This window comes from Bradyrhizobium sp. USDA 4502 (assembly GCF_054063355.1).
Genome location: NZ_JBSSGF010000001.1, coordinates 5,257,149 through 5,274,885, shown reverse-complemented (window position 1 = coordinate 5,274,885; position 17,737 = coordinate 5,257,149). Strand labels below are relative to the sequence as shown.

15 protein-coding genes and 1 pseudogene are annotated in these 17,737 nt (G+C 65.4%); 10 read left to right on the top strand and 6 right to left on the bottom strand.

The window, feature by feature from the left end:
- Nucleotides 1-6 precede the first annotated feature (6 nt).
- From ACVW1B_RS24575 to ACVW1B_RS24565, 3 genes are all read right to left on the bottom strand, one after another.
- A complete protein-coding gene (locus ACVW1B_RS24575; protein WP_310883472.1) occupies nucleotides 7-261 on the bottom strand; it encodes a hypothetical protein in 255 nt (84 codons plus the stop codon).
- 175 nt (nucleotides 262-436) lie between these two features.
- The gene (locus tag ACVW1B_RS24570) at nucleotides 437-712 is read right to left on the bottom strand and encodes a hypothetical protein (RefSeq protein ID WP_028332704.1); all 276 of its coding nucleotides are present in this window, start codon (nucleotides 710-712) and stop codon (nucleotides 437-439) included.
- A 13-nt stretch (nucleotides 713-725) separates the two neighbouring features.
- On the bottom strand, nucleotides 726-1,190 hold the full coding sequence (locus tag ACVW1B_RS24565) for a hypothetical protein (protein WP_456779531.1): 465 nt from the start codon (nucleotides 1,188-1,190) through the stop codon (nucleotides 726-728).
- Nucleotides 1,191-1,379: 189 nt separating this feature from the next.
- On the opposite strand from ACVW1B_RS24565, the pseudogene ACVW1B_RS24560 reads away from it, so the two are divergent.
- The 8 genes and pseudogenes from ACVW1B_RS24560 to ACVW1B_RS24525 all read left to right on the top strand — a co-directional run.
- Nucleotides 1,380-1,622, top strand: a pseudogene (locus ACVW1B_RS24560) (helix-turn-helix domain-containing protein); the annotation flags it as partial.
- Between the two features lie 251 nt (nucleotides 1,623-1,873).
- On the top strand, nucleotides 1,874-1,963 hold the full coding sequence (locus ACVW1B_RS24555) for a K(+)-transporting ATPase subunit F (protein WP_016846764.1): 90 nt from the start codon (nucleotides 1,874-1,876) through the stop codon (nucleotides 1,961-1,963).
- 119 nt (nucleotides 1,964-2,082) lie between these two features.
- Nucleotides 2,083-3,786: a potassium-transporting ATPase subunit KdpA gene (gene kdpA / locus ACVW1B_RS24550; RefSeq protein ID WP_438073593.1), complete on the top strand. Its 1,704-nt coding sequence runs from the start codon at nucleotides 2,083-2,085 to the stop codon at nucleotides 3,784-3,786.
- A gap of 23 nt (nucleotides 3,787-3,809) precedes the next feature.
- Nucleotides 3,810-5,921: a potassium-transporting ATPase subunit KdpB gene (gene kdpB / locus ACVW1B_RS24545; RefSeq protein WP_456782148.1), complete on the top strand. Its 2,112-nt coding sequence runs from the start codon at nucleotides 3,810-3,812 to the stop codon at nucleotides 5,919-5,921.
- A gap of 113 nt (nucleotides 5,922-6,034) precedes the next feature.
- Complete coding sequence (locus tag ACVW1B_RS24540) at nucleotides 6,035-6,640, top strand: K(+)-transporting ATPase subunit C (protein ID WP_253607417.1); 606 nt, start codon at nucleotides 6,035-6,037, stop codon at nucleotides 6,638-6,640.
- Between the two features lie 39 nt (nucleotides 6,641-6,679).
- Nucleotides 6,680-9,391 (top strand): sensor histidine kinase, encoded by a 2,712-nt coding sequence (locus ACVW1B_RS24535; RefSeq protein WP_253607419.1) that lies wholly within the window; start codon nucleotides 6,680-6,682, stop codon nucleotides 9,389-9,391.
- Nucleotides 9,388-10,077 (top strand): response regulator, encoded by a 690-nt coding sequence (locus ACVW1B_RS24530; RefSeq protein WP_028342451.1) that lies wholly within the window; start codon nucleotides 9,388-9,390, stop codon nucleotides 10,075-10,077. Before ACVW1B_RS24535 ends, ACVW1B_RS24530 begins: the two co-directional genes overlap by 4 nt.
- Nucleotides 10,078-10,225: 148 nt before the next feature.
- Nucleotides 10,226-10,465 carry a DUF6496 domain-containing protein gene (locus tag ACVW1B_RS24525; protein WP_456779533.1) on the top strand — a complete coding sequence of 80 codons (240 nt, stop codon included), beginning with the start codon at nucleotides 10,226-10,228 and terminating at the stop codon, nucleotides 10,463-10,465.
- 110 nt (nucleotides 10,466-10,575) lie between these two features.
- On the opposite strand, the gene ku is transcribed toward ACVW1B_RS24525, so the two are convergent.
- Nucleotides 10,576-11,463 carry a non-homologous end joining protein Ku gene (ku, locus tag ACVW1B_RS24520; RefSeq protein WP_456779534.1) on the bottom strand — a complete coding sequence of 296 codons (888 nt, stop codon included), beginning with the start codon at nucleotides 11,461-11,463 and terminating at the stop codon, nucleotides 10,576-10,578.
- A 116-nt stretch (nucleotides 11,464-11,579) separates the two neighbouring features.
- Here ku and ligD point away from each other — a divergent pair, with 116 nt between their 5' ends.
- Entirely contained in the window at nucleotides 11,580-14,222 is a 2,643-nt protein-coding gene (ligD, locus tag ACVW1B_RS24515; RefSeq protein WP_456822311.1) for a DNA ligase D, read from the top strand.
- Nucleotides 14,223-14,301: 79 nt separating this feature from the next.
- Here the strand turns inward: ligD and ACVW1B_RS24510 are convergent, their stop codons facing one another.
- Entirely contained in the window at nucleotides 14,302-14,466 is a 165-nt protein-coding gene (locus ACVW1B_RS24510; RefSeq protein WP_076823921.1) for a DUF3309 family protein, read from the bottom strand.
- 168 nt (nucleotides 14,467-14,634) lie between these two features.
- Between ACVW1B_RS24510 and ACVW1B_RS24505 the strand changes: the two genes are divergently transcribed.
- Nucleotides 14,635-14,943: a polyhydroxyalkanoic acid system family protein gene (locus ACVW1B_RS24505; protein ID WP_456792683.1), complete on the top strand. Its 309-nt coding sequence runs from the start codon at nucleotides 14,635-14,637 to the stop codon at nucleotides 14,941-14,943.
- A 9-nt stretch (nucleotides 14,944-14,952) separates the two neighbouring features.
- On the opposite strand, the gene treY is transcribed toward ACVW1B_RS24505, so the two are convergent.
- Nucleotides 14,953-17,733: a malto-oligosyltrehalose synthase gene (treY, locus tag ACVW1B_RS24500; RefSeq protein WP_456779537.1), complete on the bottom strand. Its 2,781-nt coding sequence runs from the start codon at nucleotides 17,731-17,733 to the stop codon at nucleotides 14,953-14,955.
- Between the last annotated feature and the right edge of the window lie 4 nt (nucleotides 17,734-17,737).

Here is a 17,737-nt window from a genome sequence, read left to right as displayed (position 1 = left end):
GGTGGCTCACGCCACGCGGATTGCGGGGAAGCTCGCGGTCTCGCCGCGCATATCGAGCTCGATCTCACGCGACAGCTCGACGATCATTTCAGGATGCTGGCCGTTCTCGAACAGCGCGTATTTGACGGCCTGGGCGCGGTTGACGAACAGGCCGCCATAGAGGCCGTTCTGTTGCTGGGCGACCCACTGGCCGTGATGGTTGCGGCCGATGAAGACGACGGTGGACGCGGCGCTACACGAGGGAGGTTCGACGAGTTTCACGGTGGTGGTCCTTCTTTTTGTTTCTGACGCGTTTTCCTCACGCGAACCGCGTATCCGTCTCGCTCGAAAACGCTTCAGTCACGGTCACGCGATCAATGTCTGATTTGCGGGATATGAAATCGAGCGCGTGCGAGCAGCGACTTCATAGGAGCGGCATAGGATTTGTGAGGATGGTCTAGAGGCGCTGGACGATGCCGGTGCCGAGCGCGCACAGCGCGACATAGGCGGTCATCTCGTCCCAGTGATTGAGGTTTGCGGCAAACGGCATTTCGCGCTTGGCGATCCCGGCGAAGGCGCAGATCACGGCCGACATCCACAACAGCGTGACGAGGCCCTTGCCGAAGCCGGCGCCGGCGAACACGGCAAAGCCGATCATGATGGCAAGCCGGAAGCCGAAGCGGACCATGACCTGGACCGACTGCAGCTGCCGCGGCAGTTGTTTGGTGTCCACGGCCGCGCCGCCGTCAGCCGATATTGTCGACGAACAGCGGCTCGTACAGCGCGCGCGTGTCGCGACGGACGGTCGGCACGCTGGTTCGGCTATCGGGCGTCGAGATGCGCTGCGCCTCCACGAAGGCGCTGAGGATCGCGAGTGCAAGATCGGTGTGGTGGGTCTCGATCGACTGGTCGAGCCAGTCCGGCAGCTCGCGTTCGCGCGACAACGCACAGTGCCACTCGCCCTCGTCATAGACCAGGCGGCGGATCTGCCATTGCGGCAGTTCCAGATCGAGCAGCGCGATCGCGGCGTCGGTCCAGGCGCCCGACTGGATCAGCCGCTCGACCCGGCGGGTCTTGCCGCTCTCTCCGACCGAGGGAAAGCGCCGGCAGGTCTGGCTGATGATGTCGGCCATGAATTCGGCTGTCACCGCATAGGCGTCGCGCAGCCGTTCGCCGAGATCGATGGAGGTGTTCTGGGAAAGCACTGACATGGCGTCATCTCGTCTTGCGCGGCCCAGGGTATTGGCCGCAAGCCAAAAATGGCCGGACCGCCATTTGAAAACGAGATGAGGCGGGGGACGGAGATATAGGGATTCCATAAAGACCAAGCTGTCGTCCTGGCGAAAGCCAGGACCTGAGTTCACAAACGAAGTGCAACACTTCCTTGAGGAGGTGTTGCCATGGGGCGGACTTACAAGCAGCTCTCTCTGGACGACCGATGCGAGATTGCCTGCCTATCGGCCAATGGCAGCTCGGTCCGGCAAATCGCGGCAGCTCTGGATCGCTCGCCATCAACGATCTCTCGGGAACTGAGGCGCAATCGGGGGAGCCAGGTCGGCTACAAGCCGAGCTATGCCCAGCACCAGATGCGAGCGCGGCGCTGGACGGGCGGACGCCTCGAACGGGAGCCCGGCCTGCGCCGGGACGACGGCTGCGCAGCTCGTGGCACTTATAGGATTCCTATAACGTCCTTATTCGCCACCTCTCGAAAACCTATGCCCCGGATGGCACCTCACGGCCATCCGGCGCGGAGCCCTTATACGGTCGTCCCGCGCCTCTCGGATGCATAGGAGTCTCACATGATGGACATTCTCATGGCGGCGCTTGCGATCGGCTTCTTCGCGGCCGGCATCGGCTACGCCTACGCCTGCGAACGGCTGTAACGGAGGCGACGATGATCTTCGATTACTCGCTCGCCGGCCTCGTCTCGCTCGGCCTGCTGTTCTACCTCACTTACGCATTGCTGCGGCCCGAACGCTTCTAGGCGGCCCGCGATGTCAGCGCTTTGCACAATTCTGTTAGCCGACGCGATGTTGACCGGGCTGTTGCTCGGCTTGTTCGCGTCGATGCTGCGCTTCGCTCCTATTCGAAAGGTTTGACGCAATGACCGTCATCGGCTGGATTCAAATTATTCTGTTCTGCGCGATCGTTGCCGCGCTGGTCAAACCGCTCGGCTGGTACATGACCCGCGTGTTCAACGGCGAGCGCACCTTCCTGTCGCCCGTGCTGCGCCCGGTCGAGCGCGGCATCTACTGGGTCGGCGGCGTCGACGAGCGGCGCGAGCAGCACTGGCTGACCTATACGGTCGCCATGCTGCTGTTCCATGTCGGCGGCTTCGCCATCATCTACGGCCTGATGCGGCTACAGGCGGTGCTGCCGTTCAACCCGGCCGGACAGTCGGCGGTCGCTGAGGACCTCTCCTTCAACACCGCGATCTCCTTCATCACCAACACCAACTGGCAGAACTACGGCGGCGAGAGCACGCTGTCCTATCTGGTCCAGATGGTCGGCCTGACCCATCAGAATTTCCTGTCGGCGGCGACCGGCATCGCGCTGGCGATGGCGCTGATCCGCGGTTTCACCCGCTCGTCGATGCGCACCGTCGGCAATTTCTGGGTCGATGTCACGCGCTGCACGCTTTACGTGCTGCTGCCGATCTGCGTCGTCTACGCGCTGTTCCTGGTCTGGCAGGGCATGCCGCAGACGCTTCATCCCTATGTCGACGCCACCACGCTGGAGGGCGGCAAGCAGACCATCGCGCTCGGACCGGTGGCCTCGCAGGTTGCGATCAAGATGCTCGGCACCAACGGCGGCGGCTTCTTCAACGCCAACGCCGCGCATCCGTTCGAGAATCCGACTGCGCTGTCGAACCTCGTGCAGATGGTCTCGATCTTCGCACTCGGCGCCGCCATGACCAACGTGTTCGGCCGCATGGTCGGCAACGAGCGCCAGGGCTGGGCGATCTTCGCCGTGATGGGTATCCTGTTCGTCGCCGGCGTCACCGTCACCTACTGGGCGGAAGCCAACGGCACCTCGGCGCTGCACGCGCTCGGTCTCACCGGCGGCAACATGGAGGGCAAGGAGGTCCGCTTCGGCATCGTCGCGTCCTCGCTGTTCGCCGTCGTCACGACTGCCGCCTCCTGCGGCGCGGTCAATGCCATGCATGACAGCTTCACGGCGCTCGGCGGCATGATCCCGCTGATCAACATGCAGCTCGGCGAGGTCATCATCGGCGGCGTCGGCGCCGGCTTCTACGGCATGTTGCTGTTCGTCGTGCTGGCGATCTTCGTCGCCGGCCTGATGGTCGGCCGCACTCCGGAATATGTCGGCAAGAAGATCGAGGCGCGCGAGGTCAAGATGGCGATGCTCGCGATCCTGGTGCTGCCGCTGATGTATCTCGGCTGGACCGCGGTCGGCGTGGTACTGCCGTCGGCGGTGGCCTCGATGGCGAACTCCGGCCCGCACGGCTTCACCGAGGTGCTGTACGCGTTCACCTCGGCGACCGGCAACAACGGCTCGGCCTTCGCGGGCCTCACCGGCAACACCCTGTTCTACAATCTGACGCTCGCCTCCGCGATGTTCGTCGGCCGCTTCTTCATGATCGTGCCGGCGATGGCCATTGCAGGTTCGCTGGTCGAGAAGAAGTCGATCCCGGCCTCGGCGGGCACCTTCCCGACCACCGGCGGGTTGTTCGTCGGCCTCGTCATCGGCGTGATCCTGATCATCGGCGGTCTCACCTTCTTCCCGGCGCTGGCGCTCGGGCCGATCGTCGAGCACCTCGCCATGAACGCCAACACCCTGTTCTGATCGAATTGTCCGGAGTGACAACCATGGAAACCACAAGACTGCAAAAGCAGGTGACGGCGTCGACCATGTTCGACCCGAAGATCCTGGTGCCGGCGATCCGCTCGGCCTTCGTCAAGCTCGACCCCCGGCTGATGGCGAAGAACCCCGTGATGTTCGTGGTCGAGGTCGTGGCCGCGTTGACCACGGTGATCTTCGTCCGCGACCTCGTCACCGGCAGCGCCAATCTAGGCTTCACCTTCCAGATCATCCTCTGGCTCTGGTTCACGGTGCTGTTCGCCAACTTCGCCGAGGCCGTCGCCGAAGGCCGCGGCAAGGCGCAGGCGGAATCGCTGAAGAAGACCCGCACCGAGAGCCAGGCCAAGCTGCTCACCGGCACCGACCGGACCTATCGCATGGTTCCCGGCACCTCGCTGAAGGTCGGCGACGTCGTGCTGGTCGAGGCCGGCGACAACATCCCGTCCGACGGCGAGGTGATCGAAGGCGTGGCCTCGGTCAATGAAGCCGCGATCACGGGTGAATCCGCGCCCGTGATCCGCGAGTCCGGCGGCGACCGTTCCGCGGTCACCGGCGGCACCCAGGTGCTGTCGGACTGGATCCGTGTCCGCATCACCGCAGCCCAGGGCTCGACCTTCATCGACCGCATGATCAAGCTGGTGGAGGGCGCCGAGCGGCAGAAGACGCCGAACGAGATCGCGCTCAACATCCTGCTGGCCGGCCTCACCATCATCTTCGTGTTCGCGACGGTGACGATCCCGAGCTATGCGGCCTATGCCGGCGGCTCGATCTCGGTCGTGGTGCTGGTGGCGCTGTTCGTGACGCTGATCCCGACCACGATCGGCGCGCTTCTGTCGGCGATCGGCATCGCCGGCATGGACCGCCTGGTGCGCTTCAACGTGCTGGCGATGTCCGGCCGCGCGGTGGAGGCTGCCGGCGACGTCGATACGCTGCTGCTGGACAAGACCGGCACCATCACGCTCGGCAACCGCCAGGCGACCGCATTCCGTCCGATCCGCGGCGTCGCCGAGCAGGACCTCGCCGACGCGGCGCAGCTTGCCTCGCTGGCCGACGAAACGCCGGAAGGCCGCTCGATCGTGGTGCTCGCCAAGGAGAAATACGGCATCCGCGGCCGTGACATGCATGAGCTTGCCGCGACCTTCGTGCCGTTCACCGCGCAGACCCGCATGAGCGGCATCGATGCAGGCACGTCGTCGGTCCGCAAGGGCGCGGTGGACGCGATCCTGGCCTATGTCGACGGCGGCTCGCCCCGCACCGTCGCCTCGGGCAACACCGTCCGCGCGGTCGCGGCGACGATGAGCGCCGAAGCGCGCGAGATCCAATCGATCGCCGACGAGATCGCCAAGGCCGGCGGCACGCCGCTGGCCGTCGCCAAGGACGGCAAGCTGCTCGGCGTCGTGCATCTCAAGGACATCGTCAAGGGCGGCATCCGCGAGCGCTTTGCCGAATTGCGCCGCATGGGCATCCGCACCGTGATGATCACCGGCGACAATCCGATGACCGCCGCGGCGATCGCGGCCGAGGCCGGTGTCGACGACTTCCTGGCGCAGGCAACCCCCGAGGACAAGCTCAAGCTGATCCGCGACGAGCAGTCCAAGGGCAAACTGGTCGCGATGTGCGGCGACGGCACCAACGATGCGCCGGCGCTCGCTCAGGCCGATGTCGGCGTCGCCATGAACACCGGCACGCAGGCCGCCCGCGAGGCCGGCAACATGGTCGACCTCGATTCCAACCCGACCAAGCTGATCGAGGTGGTCGAGATCGGCAAGCAGCTGCTGATGACCCGCGGCGCGCTGACCACGTTCTCGATCGCCAACGACGTCGCGAAGTATTTTGCGATCATCCCGGCGATGTTCCTCGCGTTCTATCCGCAGCTTCAGGTGCTGAACGTGATGCACCTGGCGAGCCCGCAGAGCGCGATCCTGTCGGCGATCATCTTCAACGCGCTGATCATCATCGCGCTGATTCCCTTAGCGCTGAAGGGCGTCAAGTATCGCGCGGTCGGTGCCGGCGCGCTGCTCGGCCGCAACCTGATGATCTATGGCTTGGGGGGCATCATCATCCCGTTCATCGGCATCAAGGCGATCGACCTCGTCGTCGCCGCCTTGGGCCTGGCTTAACCACAACGTCATTGCGAGGAGCGAAGCGACGAAGCAACCCATCCATCCGTTATGCCGATCCATGGATTGCTTCGCTTCGCTCGCAATGACGAAGGAGATTTAGGAGACCTGTCATGTTGAAAGAAATCCGCCCCGCCATCCTCGTGCTGGTCCTGCTGACCGCGATCACGGGCCTTGCCTATCCTCTCGCCATCACCGGCATCGCCGGCGTCATCTTCCCGCGGCAGGCGCAAGGCAGCCTGATCGAGCAGGATGGCAAGGTGATCGGCTCCGCCCTGATCGGGCAGGAGTTCAAGGAGGACAAATATTTCCATGGCCGGCCGTCGGCGACGGTCGCGCCCGATCCGAACGATTCCACGAAGACCGTGCCGTCGCCCTACAACGCGGCCAATTCCGGCGGCTCCAACCTCGGCCCGACCAGCAAAGCGCTGAACGACCGGGTCAAGGAGGATGTCGAGAAGCTGAAGGCGGAGAACCCGTCCGCCAGCGTGCCGGTCGATCTTGTGACCACGTCGGGCAGCGGGCTCGATCCGGACATCTCGCCGGACGCCGCGCTGTTCCAGGTGCCGCGGGTCGCCAAGGCGCGCAGCATGTCCGAGGACGCGGTGCGCGAGCTGGTGACGCAGAACACGCAGGGCCGCTTCGCCGGCGTGATCGGCGAGCCCCGTGTTAACGTTCTTGCGCTCAACCTGGCGCTCGACGCGGCAAAGCCGAAATAGGGGAGTAGGCTGCCCCTCGCAGGATGACTATATTGCGGTATGGCCAATCAGCGCGACCCTGATAAACGACCCTCGCCGGATGCGCTGCTGGAGGCGGCGCGTCGGGAGACCGATCGATCGGGGCGGCTGAAGATATTCATCGGCGCCGCCCCCGGCGTCGGCAAGACCTACGAGATGCTCTCGAGCGCTCACGCCCGCCTCAAGGCGGGCGTCGACGTCGTGGTCGGCGTCGTCGAAACCCACGGCCGGGTCGAGACCGAGACGCTGCTCAGGGGTCTCGAGGTGCTGCCGCGGAAGCGGCTGACCTATCGCGACCAGACGCTCGAAGAGATGGACCTCGATGCATTGATCGCGCGGCGGCCGCAGCTCGCGCTGGTCGACGAACTCGCCCATACCAACGCGCCGGGCAGCCGGCATCCCAAGCGCTATCTCGACGTCGAGGAGCTGCTGTCGCACGGCATCGACGTCTATACCGCGATCAACATCCAGCACATCGAGAGCCTCAACGACGTCGTCGCGCAGATCACCCATGTGCGGGTGCGCGAGACGGTGCCGGACTCGGTGGTCGATCGTGCCGATGCGATCGAGCTGATCGACCTGACGCCCGACGATCTGATCCAGCGGCTGAAGGAGGGCAAGGTCTACGTGCCCAAGCAGGCCGAGCGGGCGCTGGAACACTACTTCTCGCCCGGCAATCTGACCGCGCTGCGCGAGCTGGCGCTGCGCCGCACCGCCGAGCGGGTCGACGAGCAGCTGCTCAATCACATGCAGGCCAATGCGATTGCCGGCCCCTGGGCCGCCGGCGAGCGCATCCTCGTGTGCCTGAGCGAGGATCCGCGCGCAGCCGGCCTCGTGCGCTACACCAAGCGTCTCGCCGACCGGCTGCATGCGCAATGGACCGCGGTCAGCATCGAGACGCGGCGCAGCCTGCAACTTTCCGACGAGCAGCGCGATCGGCTGGCCGACACCATGCGGCTCGCGGAATCGCTCGGCGGCGAGGCGCTGACGCTGCCAGGCGTCGGCCGCCGCATCGCCGACGACATCATCAATTTCGCCCAGGCCAACAACGTCACCCAGATCATCATCGGCAAGTCGACGCGCTCGCGCTGGTTCGAGCTGACGCATGGATCCGTGGTGCACGATCTGGTGCGCCGCGCCGGCAATATCAGCGTCAACGTGATCGCCGGCGACGAGCTGCCGGTCGGCAAGGCGGCGGTGCAGACCGCGCAGCGGCAGGAGCCGTTCAATCCGCGGCCCTATCTGATGGCGCTGCTGCTGGCGGCGCTCGGGCTCGGCGCGGCCAAGCTGATCCAGCCGTTCTTCGGCATCGAGAATGTCGACCTGGTCTTCCTCACCGCCGTGGTCGGCGCCGCGGCGCGCTACGGCCTCGGGCCGTCGTTGCTGGCGAGCGTCGCGGCCTCGCTGTGCTACAATTTCTTCTTCCTGCCGCCGGTCTATACCTTCACCATCACTGACCCGACCAATGTCGCGGCGTTCTTCTTCTTCATGCTGATCGCGCTGCTGGTCTCCAACGTCGCGGCGCGGGTGCGCACCCAGGCTGACACCGCGATCAGCCGCGTCCGCACCACCGAATCGCTCTACGCCTTCAGCCGCAAGCTTGCCGGCACCGCGACACTGGACGACGTGCTGTGGGCGACCGCCTACCAGATCGCGCTGATGCTCAAGGTGCGCGTGGTGCTGCTGCTGCCGGAGGACGGCATGCTGACCGTCAAGAGCGGCTATCCGCCGGAGGATCAGCTCGATCAGGCCGATCTCGCCGCCGCCAACTGGGCCTGGGGCAATGACCGCCCGGCCGGCCGCGGCTCCGACACGCTGCCGGGCGGAAAGCGGCTGTTCCTGCCGATGCGCACCGGCCGCGGCCCGATCGGGGTGATCGGCATCGACGACGACCGCACCGGGCCCTTGCTGACGCCGGACCAGCGCCGGCTGCTCGATGCGCTGGTCGATCAGGGCGCGCTGGCGATCGAGCGCGTGCTGCTGGTCGAGGACATGGATCGCGTCAAGCGCACGGTGGAATCCGACCGGCTGCGCGGCGCGCTCCTGACCTCGATCTCGCACGATCTCAAGACGCCGCTGGCCTCGGTGCTCGGCTCGGCCTCGGCGCTGCGCGACCTCGGCGCCAACCTGAGCGATGCGCAGAAGCACGATCTGCTCGCCACCGTGATCGACGAGTCCGAGCGGCTGAATCGGTTCATTGCCAATCTGCTCGACATGACCAAGCTGGAATCCGGCGCGATCGTGCCGAACACGGCGCGCCATGATGTCGGCGAGATCGTCGGCAGCGCGCTGCGGCGGGCGAGCAAGATCCTGGTGCATCACCGGGTGTCGCTGGAGCTCGCGGCTGATCTGCCGATGCTGGAGCTCGACGCCGTGCTGTTCGAGCAGGTGCTGTTCAACCTGCTCGACAACGCTGCCAAATACGCCCCGTCGGACACCACGATCTCGATCCGCGGCGCCCGCGACCGCGACACGATCGCACTGCAGATCCTCGACGAAGGCAACGGGATTCCCGCGGCCGAGCTCGAAAGCGTGTTCGACAAATTCTATCGCGCCGAGAAGGGCGACCATGTCCGCCCCGGCACCGGCCTCGGGCTTGCGATCTCGCGCGGCTTCGTCGAGGCGATGCGCGGCACGATCGCGGCGGCCAACCGCGCCGACCGCAGCGGCGCCGTTATTACGATCCGCCTGCCGATCCCCGCCGACACCAACGCGCTGGACACTGCTGCATGAACGCCACGCCGATCAAGGTCCTGGTCATCGACGACGAGCCGCCGATCCGCAAGCTGCTGCGGATGGGGCTGAGCACGCAGGGCTACGACATTCTCGAGGCATCCAACGGCAAGCTGGCGCTGGAGATGCTGGCCGAGGGGCCGGCGCTGATCATCCTCGACCTCGGATTGCCCGACATCCAGGGCCACGATCTCTTGCGCATGATCCGTGGCCGCAACGAGAGCGTGCCGATCGTGGTGCTGTCGAGCCGCGGCGACGAGGCCGGCAAGGTGCAGGCGCTCGACCTCGGCGCCGACGACTATCTGACCAAGCCGTTCGGCATGGACGAATTGCTGGCGCGGCTGCGCGCGGCGCTGCGGCACCAGTTGCAGGTGCAGGGTGAGCGGCCGGTGTTTCGCTCCGGCGATCTTTCAGTCGATCTGGTGCGCCGGATCGTCAAGGTCGGCGACAGGGAGATCAAGCTGTCGCCGAAGGAATACGACCTGTTGCGCGTGCTGGTGCAGCATGCCGGCAAGGTGCTGACCCACCGCTTCCTCTTGAAGGAATTGTGGGACGAGCTGACCGACGCGCAATATCTGCGCGTCTATGTGCGCCAGCTACGCCAGAAGATCGAGGCCGACCCGGAGCGTCCGCAATTCGTGCTGACCGAGACCGGCATCGGCTATCGGCTGCGCGCGGCGGACTAACATGTAGCCCGGATGAGCGAAGCGATATCCGGGGCACCTCCCGCATGTCGCTGCGCTCATGCGGGCTACGTTGGTGCCGTCGCCCGACGACACCAAACGGAACTTTCGCTGCCATCGAGGCTTGTTTTCCGTTAGCGGGAGACAAGCCATGGCAAGGAAATATTCGCGGAAGGCATCGGGCGATGTCGAGCGTGCGATGAAGAAACGCAAGGCCGGCACGCTGCGCAGCGGCCGTTCCAAGAAGAAGGTGAAGAGCCGCAAGCAGGCGATCGCGATCGGCTTGTCCGAGGCGCGCGCCAAGGGCAGGAAAGTGCCGAAGAAGTCGTCGAAGAAGACGGCGAAGAAGCGGAAGACGACCAAGAAGCGGAAGAGCTCGAAGAAGAAGTAGGGCAAGCTGCCTGCTTTCGTCATGGCCGGGCTTGACCCGGCCATCCACGTCGTTCTGACCAAGTCGATGGATGCCCGGGTCAAGCCCGGGCATGACGAGTGGAATTTGCCTCACCCCGCCTGGCGTCGCCGCGCGCTTGAGCGGTGCGCCTTCTTGGCGGCGCGGCGATGCGCGGTCGGGCGGCGCGCGGTGGAGCGCGAGCGCCTTGCGCCGCTCTTGCCGCCCTTGAGGCTCTGCTGCAGCGCGTCCATCAGGCTCACGACGTTGCTTGGCTTCTCCGCGCGCTCGGCGGCCTTGATCGGCTTGCCGGCTGCCTTGCGGCGGACCAGGGCCTTCAGCGCGGTCTCATACTCGTCCTTGAATTTCGACGGATCGAAATGCGCGGCCTTGCTGTCGAGGATATGGCCGGCGAGCTCGATCATGTCCTTCGTGACCTTCGGGCTCTTGATGTCGTCGAAATAATCGTCGGCATCGCGCAGCTCGTAGGGGTAGCGCAAGGTGGTGCCGAGCATGCCCTTGTCGAGCGGCTCGATCGCTATCACATGCTCGCGGTTGGTCAGCACGATCCGCGCCAGCGCGACGCGGTCCTGATCCTTCATGGCGTCGCGGATCACCGCGAACGCGTCGACGCCGGCCTTGCCGTCGGGCCTGATGTAGTAGGGGTGGTCGAGATAGCGCTTGTCGATCTCGCCCTCGGGCACGAAGCTGTCGATGTCGATGGTATGGTTGCTCTCGATCTGCACCGCTTCGAGCTCGTCCTTCTCGATCTCGACATATTTGCCCTTGCTGACCTCGTAGCCGCGGCCCTTCTGATCGCCCTCGACAACGTCGCCGGTCTCGGTATCGACCATCTGCTGCTTCAGCCGGTTGCCGGTCTCCCGGTTGATCATGTGGAAGCGGGTCTTCTCGACCGCGGTCGAAGCCGGGTAGAGCGCCACCGGGCATGACACCAGCGAGAGCTTGAGCGTGCCTTTCCAGTGGGCGCGGGGAGCGGCCATGATCGCCTCCAAACAGCTTGAGTTTGGAACTTGAACGGATACCGTGGGTTTTGGTTCCTGATGGCCGCACGGAGGCGGCGGCCGTCGTTTGCGCCGAGGGTTTGCCGAGGTTTGTTGTGTCGCTGAGAAACCTGTCCACCTATCGCAAGAAGCGCGACTTCGAGAAGACCAACGAGCCGTCGGGCGACGTCAAGGTCGCACCCAGCAAGCAGCGGCGCTTCGTCATCCAGAAGCACGACGCGACGCGGTTGCATTACGATCTGCGGCTCGAATTCGACGGCGTCTTCAAGTCCTGGGCGGTGACGCGCGGGCCCTCTCTCGATCCGCATGACAAGCGGCTGGCGGTGGAGGTCGAGGATCATCCGCTCGACTATGGCGATTTCGAAGGCACCATTCCCGAAGGCCAGTACGGCGGCGGCACCGTGCAGCTGTGGGATCGCGGCACCTGGGAATCGGACGATCCCGAGCGCGGCTTCAAGAAGGGCGACCTGAAGTTCACGCTTGAGGGCGACAAGCTGCACGGCAGCTGGGTGCTGGTGCGGATGAAGGGCGACCGCTTTGGCGGCAAGCGCACCAACTGGCTCCTGATCAAGCACCGCGACGAATATGCCGTTGACGGCAACGGCGAGGAGATCCTCGACGAGGACCGTTCGGTCGCCTCCGGACGCTCGATGGCGCAGATCGCGGCCGGCAAGGGCCGGGCGCCGAAGCCGTTCATGCTGGCCAAGGGCAACGGCAAGGCCAAAGCGGACGCGGTCTGGCAGTCCAACCATGGCATGGCTGCGGACGCGCGCGCCAGGACCAAGGCGCCGGCGCCCAAGGAGCGGCTGAAAGTGGCGCGGCAGGCGAAACCGAAGCAGGTATCGGAGATGCCCGATTTCGTCGCGCCGCAGCTCTGCGCCGCGGTGGAGTCTCCACCCAACGGAACGGGCTGGTGCCACGAGATCAAGTTCGACGGCTACCGCGTACAGTTGCGTGTCGAAGACGGCGAGGCCGTGCTGAAGACGCGCAAGGGGCTCGACTGGACCGCCAAGTTCGGCGCGATCGTAAAGGAGGCGGAGAAGCTGCCCGACGCGCTGATCGATGGCGAGATCGTCGCGCTCGACAAGAACGGCACGCCGCATTTTTCGACGCTGCAGGCCGCGCTCTCCGACGGCAAGACGGATCGGCTGATCTTCTACGCGTTCGACCTGCTGTTCGCCGGCACTGAGGACCTGCGCCCGCTGCCGCTCGCCGAGCGCAAGACGCGGCTGAAGCAATTGCTCGCGGCGCGCAAGGGCAAGAACCACCTGATCCGCTATGTCGAACATTTCGAGCAGCGCGGCGAGGCGGTGCTGGAATCCGCGCGCAAGCTCGGCCTCGAAGGCATCGTCTCCAAACGGCTCGACGGCGCCTACCTTTCCAGTCGCTCCGACGACTGGACCAAGGCAAAAATCCGCGCCGGCCATGAGGTGGTGCTCGGCGGCTGGAAGACCACCAATGGCAAATTTCGCTCGCTGATGGCGGGCGTCTATCGCGGCGATCATCTGGCGTTTGTCGGCATCGTCGGCACCGGCTTCGGCCAGGACACGGTCCGCCGCATCATGCCGGCACTGAAGGCGGCGGAGGCGGACAAGAACCCGTTCGGCGGCAAGGACGCGCCGAAGAAGACCCGCGACGTGCACTGGCTCAAGCCGGAGCTGGTCGCCGAGATCGAGTTTGCCGGCTGGACCGACGCCGGCAATATCCGCCAGGCCGCCTTCAAGGGCCTGCGCCAGGACAAGCCGGCGCACGAGGTCGAGGCCGAGCGGCCGGTTGTAACCAAAGTGGTGAAGCCGATGGCCAAGGGCGTGGCGAAGAAGGGCACCGGGAAGGCGTCCAGCGAGGTGATGGGTGTCGTCATCTCGCACCCGGACAAGGCGCTGTGGCCCGATGCGGGCGATGGCGAGCCGGTGACCAAGCTCGACCTCGCGAACTATTTCGAGGCGGTCGGCGAATGGATGATCTCCTATCTCAAGGGCCGGCCGTGCTCGATCGTGCGTGCGCCCGACGGCATCAAGGGCGAGACCTTCTTCCAGCGTCATGCGATGGCCGGCACATCAAAACTGCTCAAGCTTGCGAAGGTCTCGGGCGACCGTAAACCCTATTTGCAGATCGACCGGATCGAGGGCCTGGCAGCAGTCGCGCAGCTCGGCGGTCTCGAGCTGCATCCCTGGAATTGCGCGCCCGATGCCTATGACACGTCGGGCCGGCTGGTGTTCGATCTCGATCCCGCGCCCGATGTTGCATTCACCGACGTGATCGACGCCGCCAAGGACATGCGGCAACGGCTGACCGCGGTCGGCCTCGAAAGCTTCTGCAAGACCACCGGCGGCAAAGGTCTGCACGTCGTCACACCGCTGCTCGCAGGCAGCAGGGACAAGGTGACGTGGAAGGAGGCCAAGGCGTTCGCGCAGGCGGTCTGCCAGTGGATGGCGCAGGACGATCCCGAGCGCTATCTGATCAACATGTCCAAGGCCAAGCGCACGGGAAAGATCTTCCTCGACTATTTGCGCAACGACAGGATGTCGACGGCGGTCGCGGTGTTGTCGCCGCGGGCGCGGCCGGGGGCGACGGTGTCGATGCCGCTGACCTGGCCGCAACTGCGCGGTGATCTCGATCCGAAGAAATTCACGCTGCGCACCGTGCCGGCTTTGCTCGCGAAGACGAAGGCTTGGGATGGCTACGAGGACGCGGCCTCGTCGATCAAGTCGGCGATGAAGAAGCTCGCGGCCAAGTAAGCGCCGTCCAACGAAGCACCACCCGCTTTCGCGGGTGATGCTGGTCGTCGATATCGGCAGGACGCAACGCTACCAAGGGCTACAGTCGTCCCATCAGGAGCAGGATCAGCAGAATCACGACGACCAGGCCGAGCCCGCCGCCGCCGTAATAGCCGGTACCGTAAAACGGTCCGCCGCCGATGCCGCTGAAGCCGCCAAGCAGCGCAATGACCAGGATGATGAGAATGATCGTTCCAATTGACATCTAGCGTCTCCTCAGCCCCGCGGGCCCGTCTCGTTTCTGCCCTTCGGGAAGGAAAACAACCCGTAACTGTGAAGGTTCCGGAGTTGGCGCTGCGATAAACCTGTGTGGTTCTTCCGTTTGCCTTGGAACAGAACTACATCAACCAAATCCATGGAGGAGTGCATCGCAATGTCGGCGCCGCTGATCGTTTCGATACCCCATAGCCTCGGCCGCGACGAGGCGATGCGCCGCTTGAAAACGGGCCTGTCGCGCGCGACGGCGAACCTGCCGGTCATGAGCGTCGACGAGGAGCGCTGGGACGACAACCGGATGAGCTTTCGCGTCCGGGCGCTGGGGCAGGTCGCAGCCGGGCATGTCGATGTCGAGGAGTCCCATGTGCGGGTCGAGGTGACGCTGCCGTGGCTGCTGCAACGGTTCGCCGAGGTCGCGCAGGCGGCGATCCGCAAGCGCGGGCAATTGCTGCTGACCAAGCGCTGACGCAGGACGTCAGGCGTGCGAGCGGGCCGGCCTTGCGGTGCGTTTCGTCCCCGCGACCTTTGTCTTGAGCACGGCAACCGGCAGATTGCCGAACAGTTCCGGGAGCTGAATCCGGGTTGCGCCATCCCTGAGCGCATATCCCGTCACGTCGATTTCACCTTCAAAAGCCTCGGGGCGCGGCCAGCTGCGGCCGCCCTGCGTGAACGGGGCGAATGACCTTGCCACCGCAACGATGGCCGCCTCGCGGCCATGGCGCCGCGCGAAGGCAATGACGTGATCGCGGTGCGGGCCGCTGACCGCGAGCGGCATGTAGTCGCCGCTGGTGAACACATCGGCCAGCTCGTTGCGGAGCCGTAGCAGATGCCGCGTCCATGCGAATTTGAGACGGCCGTCGCGCCAGTTTTGCGCCAGCGCATCCCAATCCGGCATCTCCAGCGCGGCGAGCATTCCTGCCCGTTCGGTAAAGTCGACCGGGCGGCGGTTGTCCGGATCGACCAGCGAAAGATCCCAGCTTTCGGTACCCTGGTAGAAATCCGGCACGCCCGGCATGGTTGCCTTCAGCGTGATCTGGCCGAGCGAATTCAGCGCGCCGATCAACGCGGTCCGTTGCGCCAGCGTCCCCAGCGCATCGAGGAATTCCGGCGAGGTCTTGCGATCGAGGATCCGCTCGATGAAGGCTTTCACGCCGGCCTCGTAAGGCTGGTGCGGATTGAGCCAGCTGGTTTCCTGCTTGCCCTCGCGCGCTGCCTTTAGCGCGTAGGCCTGGATGCGGGCGGCGAGCGACGTATCATCGGGATCCCAGGCGCCGAGCAGGGCCTGATACAGCATGTATTCGAACGTCGCCGATGGCGCGCGCATCTCGCCGTCGAGCACGAGATGCGGCGCATTCAGCACTTTCCAGCGCGCCACCGCGCTGGTCCACTCGCCAGGGATTTCCGCAAGCGCCATGATGCGGGTGCGGGCGTCCTCGCCGCGCTTGGTGTCGTGGGTCGCGGTCGCCGTCATGCCGTGCGGCCATTCGCGGGCGCGGGCCTGCATCATGGCGTGAAAGGCCTCCGCTGCGATCGCACCCGCCGCCGGATCGCCGCCAACCTCGTTGAGCGCCAGCAGCCGGTGATAGCGATAGAAGGCGGTATCCTCCAGCGACTTCGCCATCATCGGCCCGGTGAATTGCTGCACCTTCAGCGCGAAGCGTCGCACCCGCGGCGCGCCATGCGGCGGCCGGCCGGGCTGCAAAAGGTCCATGGTCAAGGCATCGCGCAGGAAATCGAAGATACCCTCGTCGGCGGCGAACCAGTCGGCGCGAGCGCGCTCGATGGTCTCGCTGATCAGCGTGCGGTCATGCGCGGCGGGGCCGGAGGCGGTCAGATAGGTCCGATAGACCGGAAAGTGCAGCACATAGAGCTCGAGCGCCTGCCGCAGACTGTCGCCGGAGAAGTCGCGGGTCGAGTAGTGTCCGCTGGCAATGCGCGCAAGCAGCCGCGCCAGCACGGTGAATTCGCTGGTGAGTAGCGTCTCCAGCACGCGTTGCTTGGCCTCGCGCAACACTGGCGTCAGGTTCGGCGACTGGTTGCTGATCTGGCGCCAGATCTCGTTCAGTGGATCGAGGCCGCGACCGTCGACCAGTGCCTGGCTGATCGTGTTCATCCATTCATAGCCGGTGGTGCCGTGAACGCCGCTGAATCTCGGCAGCTTCTCGTGCTCGCCGAGGATCTTCTCGATCACCATGTAGAACGGCCCGGCCTTCGCGCCCTGCGCGGAGCGGATCAGGCGGCGCAGCCGCTGGAAGTATTGCGCGGGATCGCGCAGGCCGTCGATATGGTCGAGCCGCAGGCCCTGCAGCCGGTCTTCGGCGATCAGCCGCTTCACGAGGCTGTGGCTCGCCTCGAAGGTCGCGGCGTCCTCGACCCTGAGGCCGGCCAGCGTGTTGACGTCGAAGAAGCGGCGATAGTTGATGTCGCTGGACGCCAGCCGCCAGTGGCCGAGCTTGTAGTGCTGGCGTTCCAGCAAATGATGCAGGGCCAGCGTCTGGGTCGGGCGGTCCTCGCCGGCGCGATAGGCATCGAGGCCGCGTGCGATGATGTCGGCGCCGCCCTCGATCGCCTTGATCGCCGCCTTCAGCGCCGGCGCTTCGACGCGGTTGGGGCGACGCAGCGCCCGGTATTGCGCGGCGAGCTCGAGCATCGCGCGTCCGGTCGGGCTGTCTTCGGCCGCGGCCTCGCGGACGATGGTGCGCAGCACCTCGCCATAGCGCTCCGGCGCGATCGGCAGGCGGTGCTCGAAATACCAGGCCGAGAAGCTGCCCTCGTTCGCGTCATAGCGCAGCTCGATGTCGCCGCGCTCCAGCGCCTGGCCATAGGACGAACCGAGGATCGGCAGCAGCACGCCGCCGCGCGCGCGATAGGGCAACTGGTCCCAGTCGATGTCGAAGGAGACCGCGTGCGGCGACACCGGTCCCCATTCCAGCACATCGAGCCACCACGGATTGTCGGCGAAGTGAACGCCGACATGGTTCGGCACGAAATCCAGGATCAGGCCGAGATCATGGCGCTTCAATGCGTCGCTCAGCCGCGCAAAGCCCTCTTCGCCCCCGAGCTCCGGGTTGAATTTGGTGTGGTCGACGACGTCATAGCCGTGGGTCGAGCCCTTGCGCGCCTTCATGAAGGGCGACGCATAGACATGGCTGATGCCGAGCGCCTTCAGATACGGCGCCACGCCGGTGGCGGCATCGAAGTCGAAATCGGCAGTGAGTTGCAGACGGTAGGTTGCGATCGGGATCGCCGGAGGCATTGTG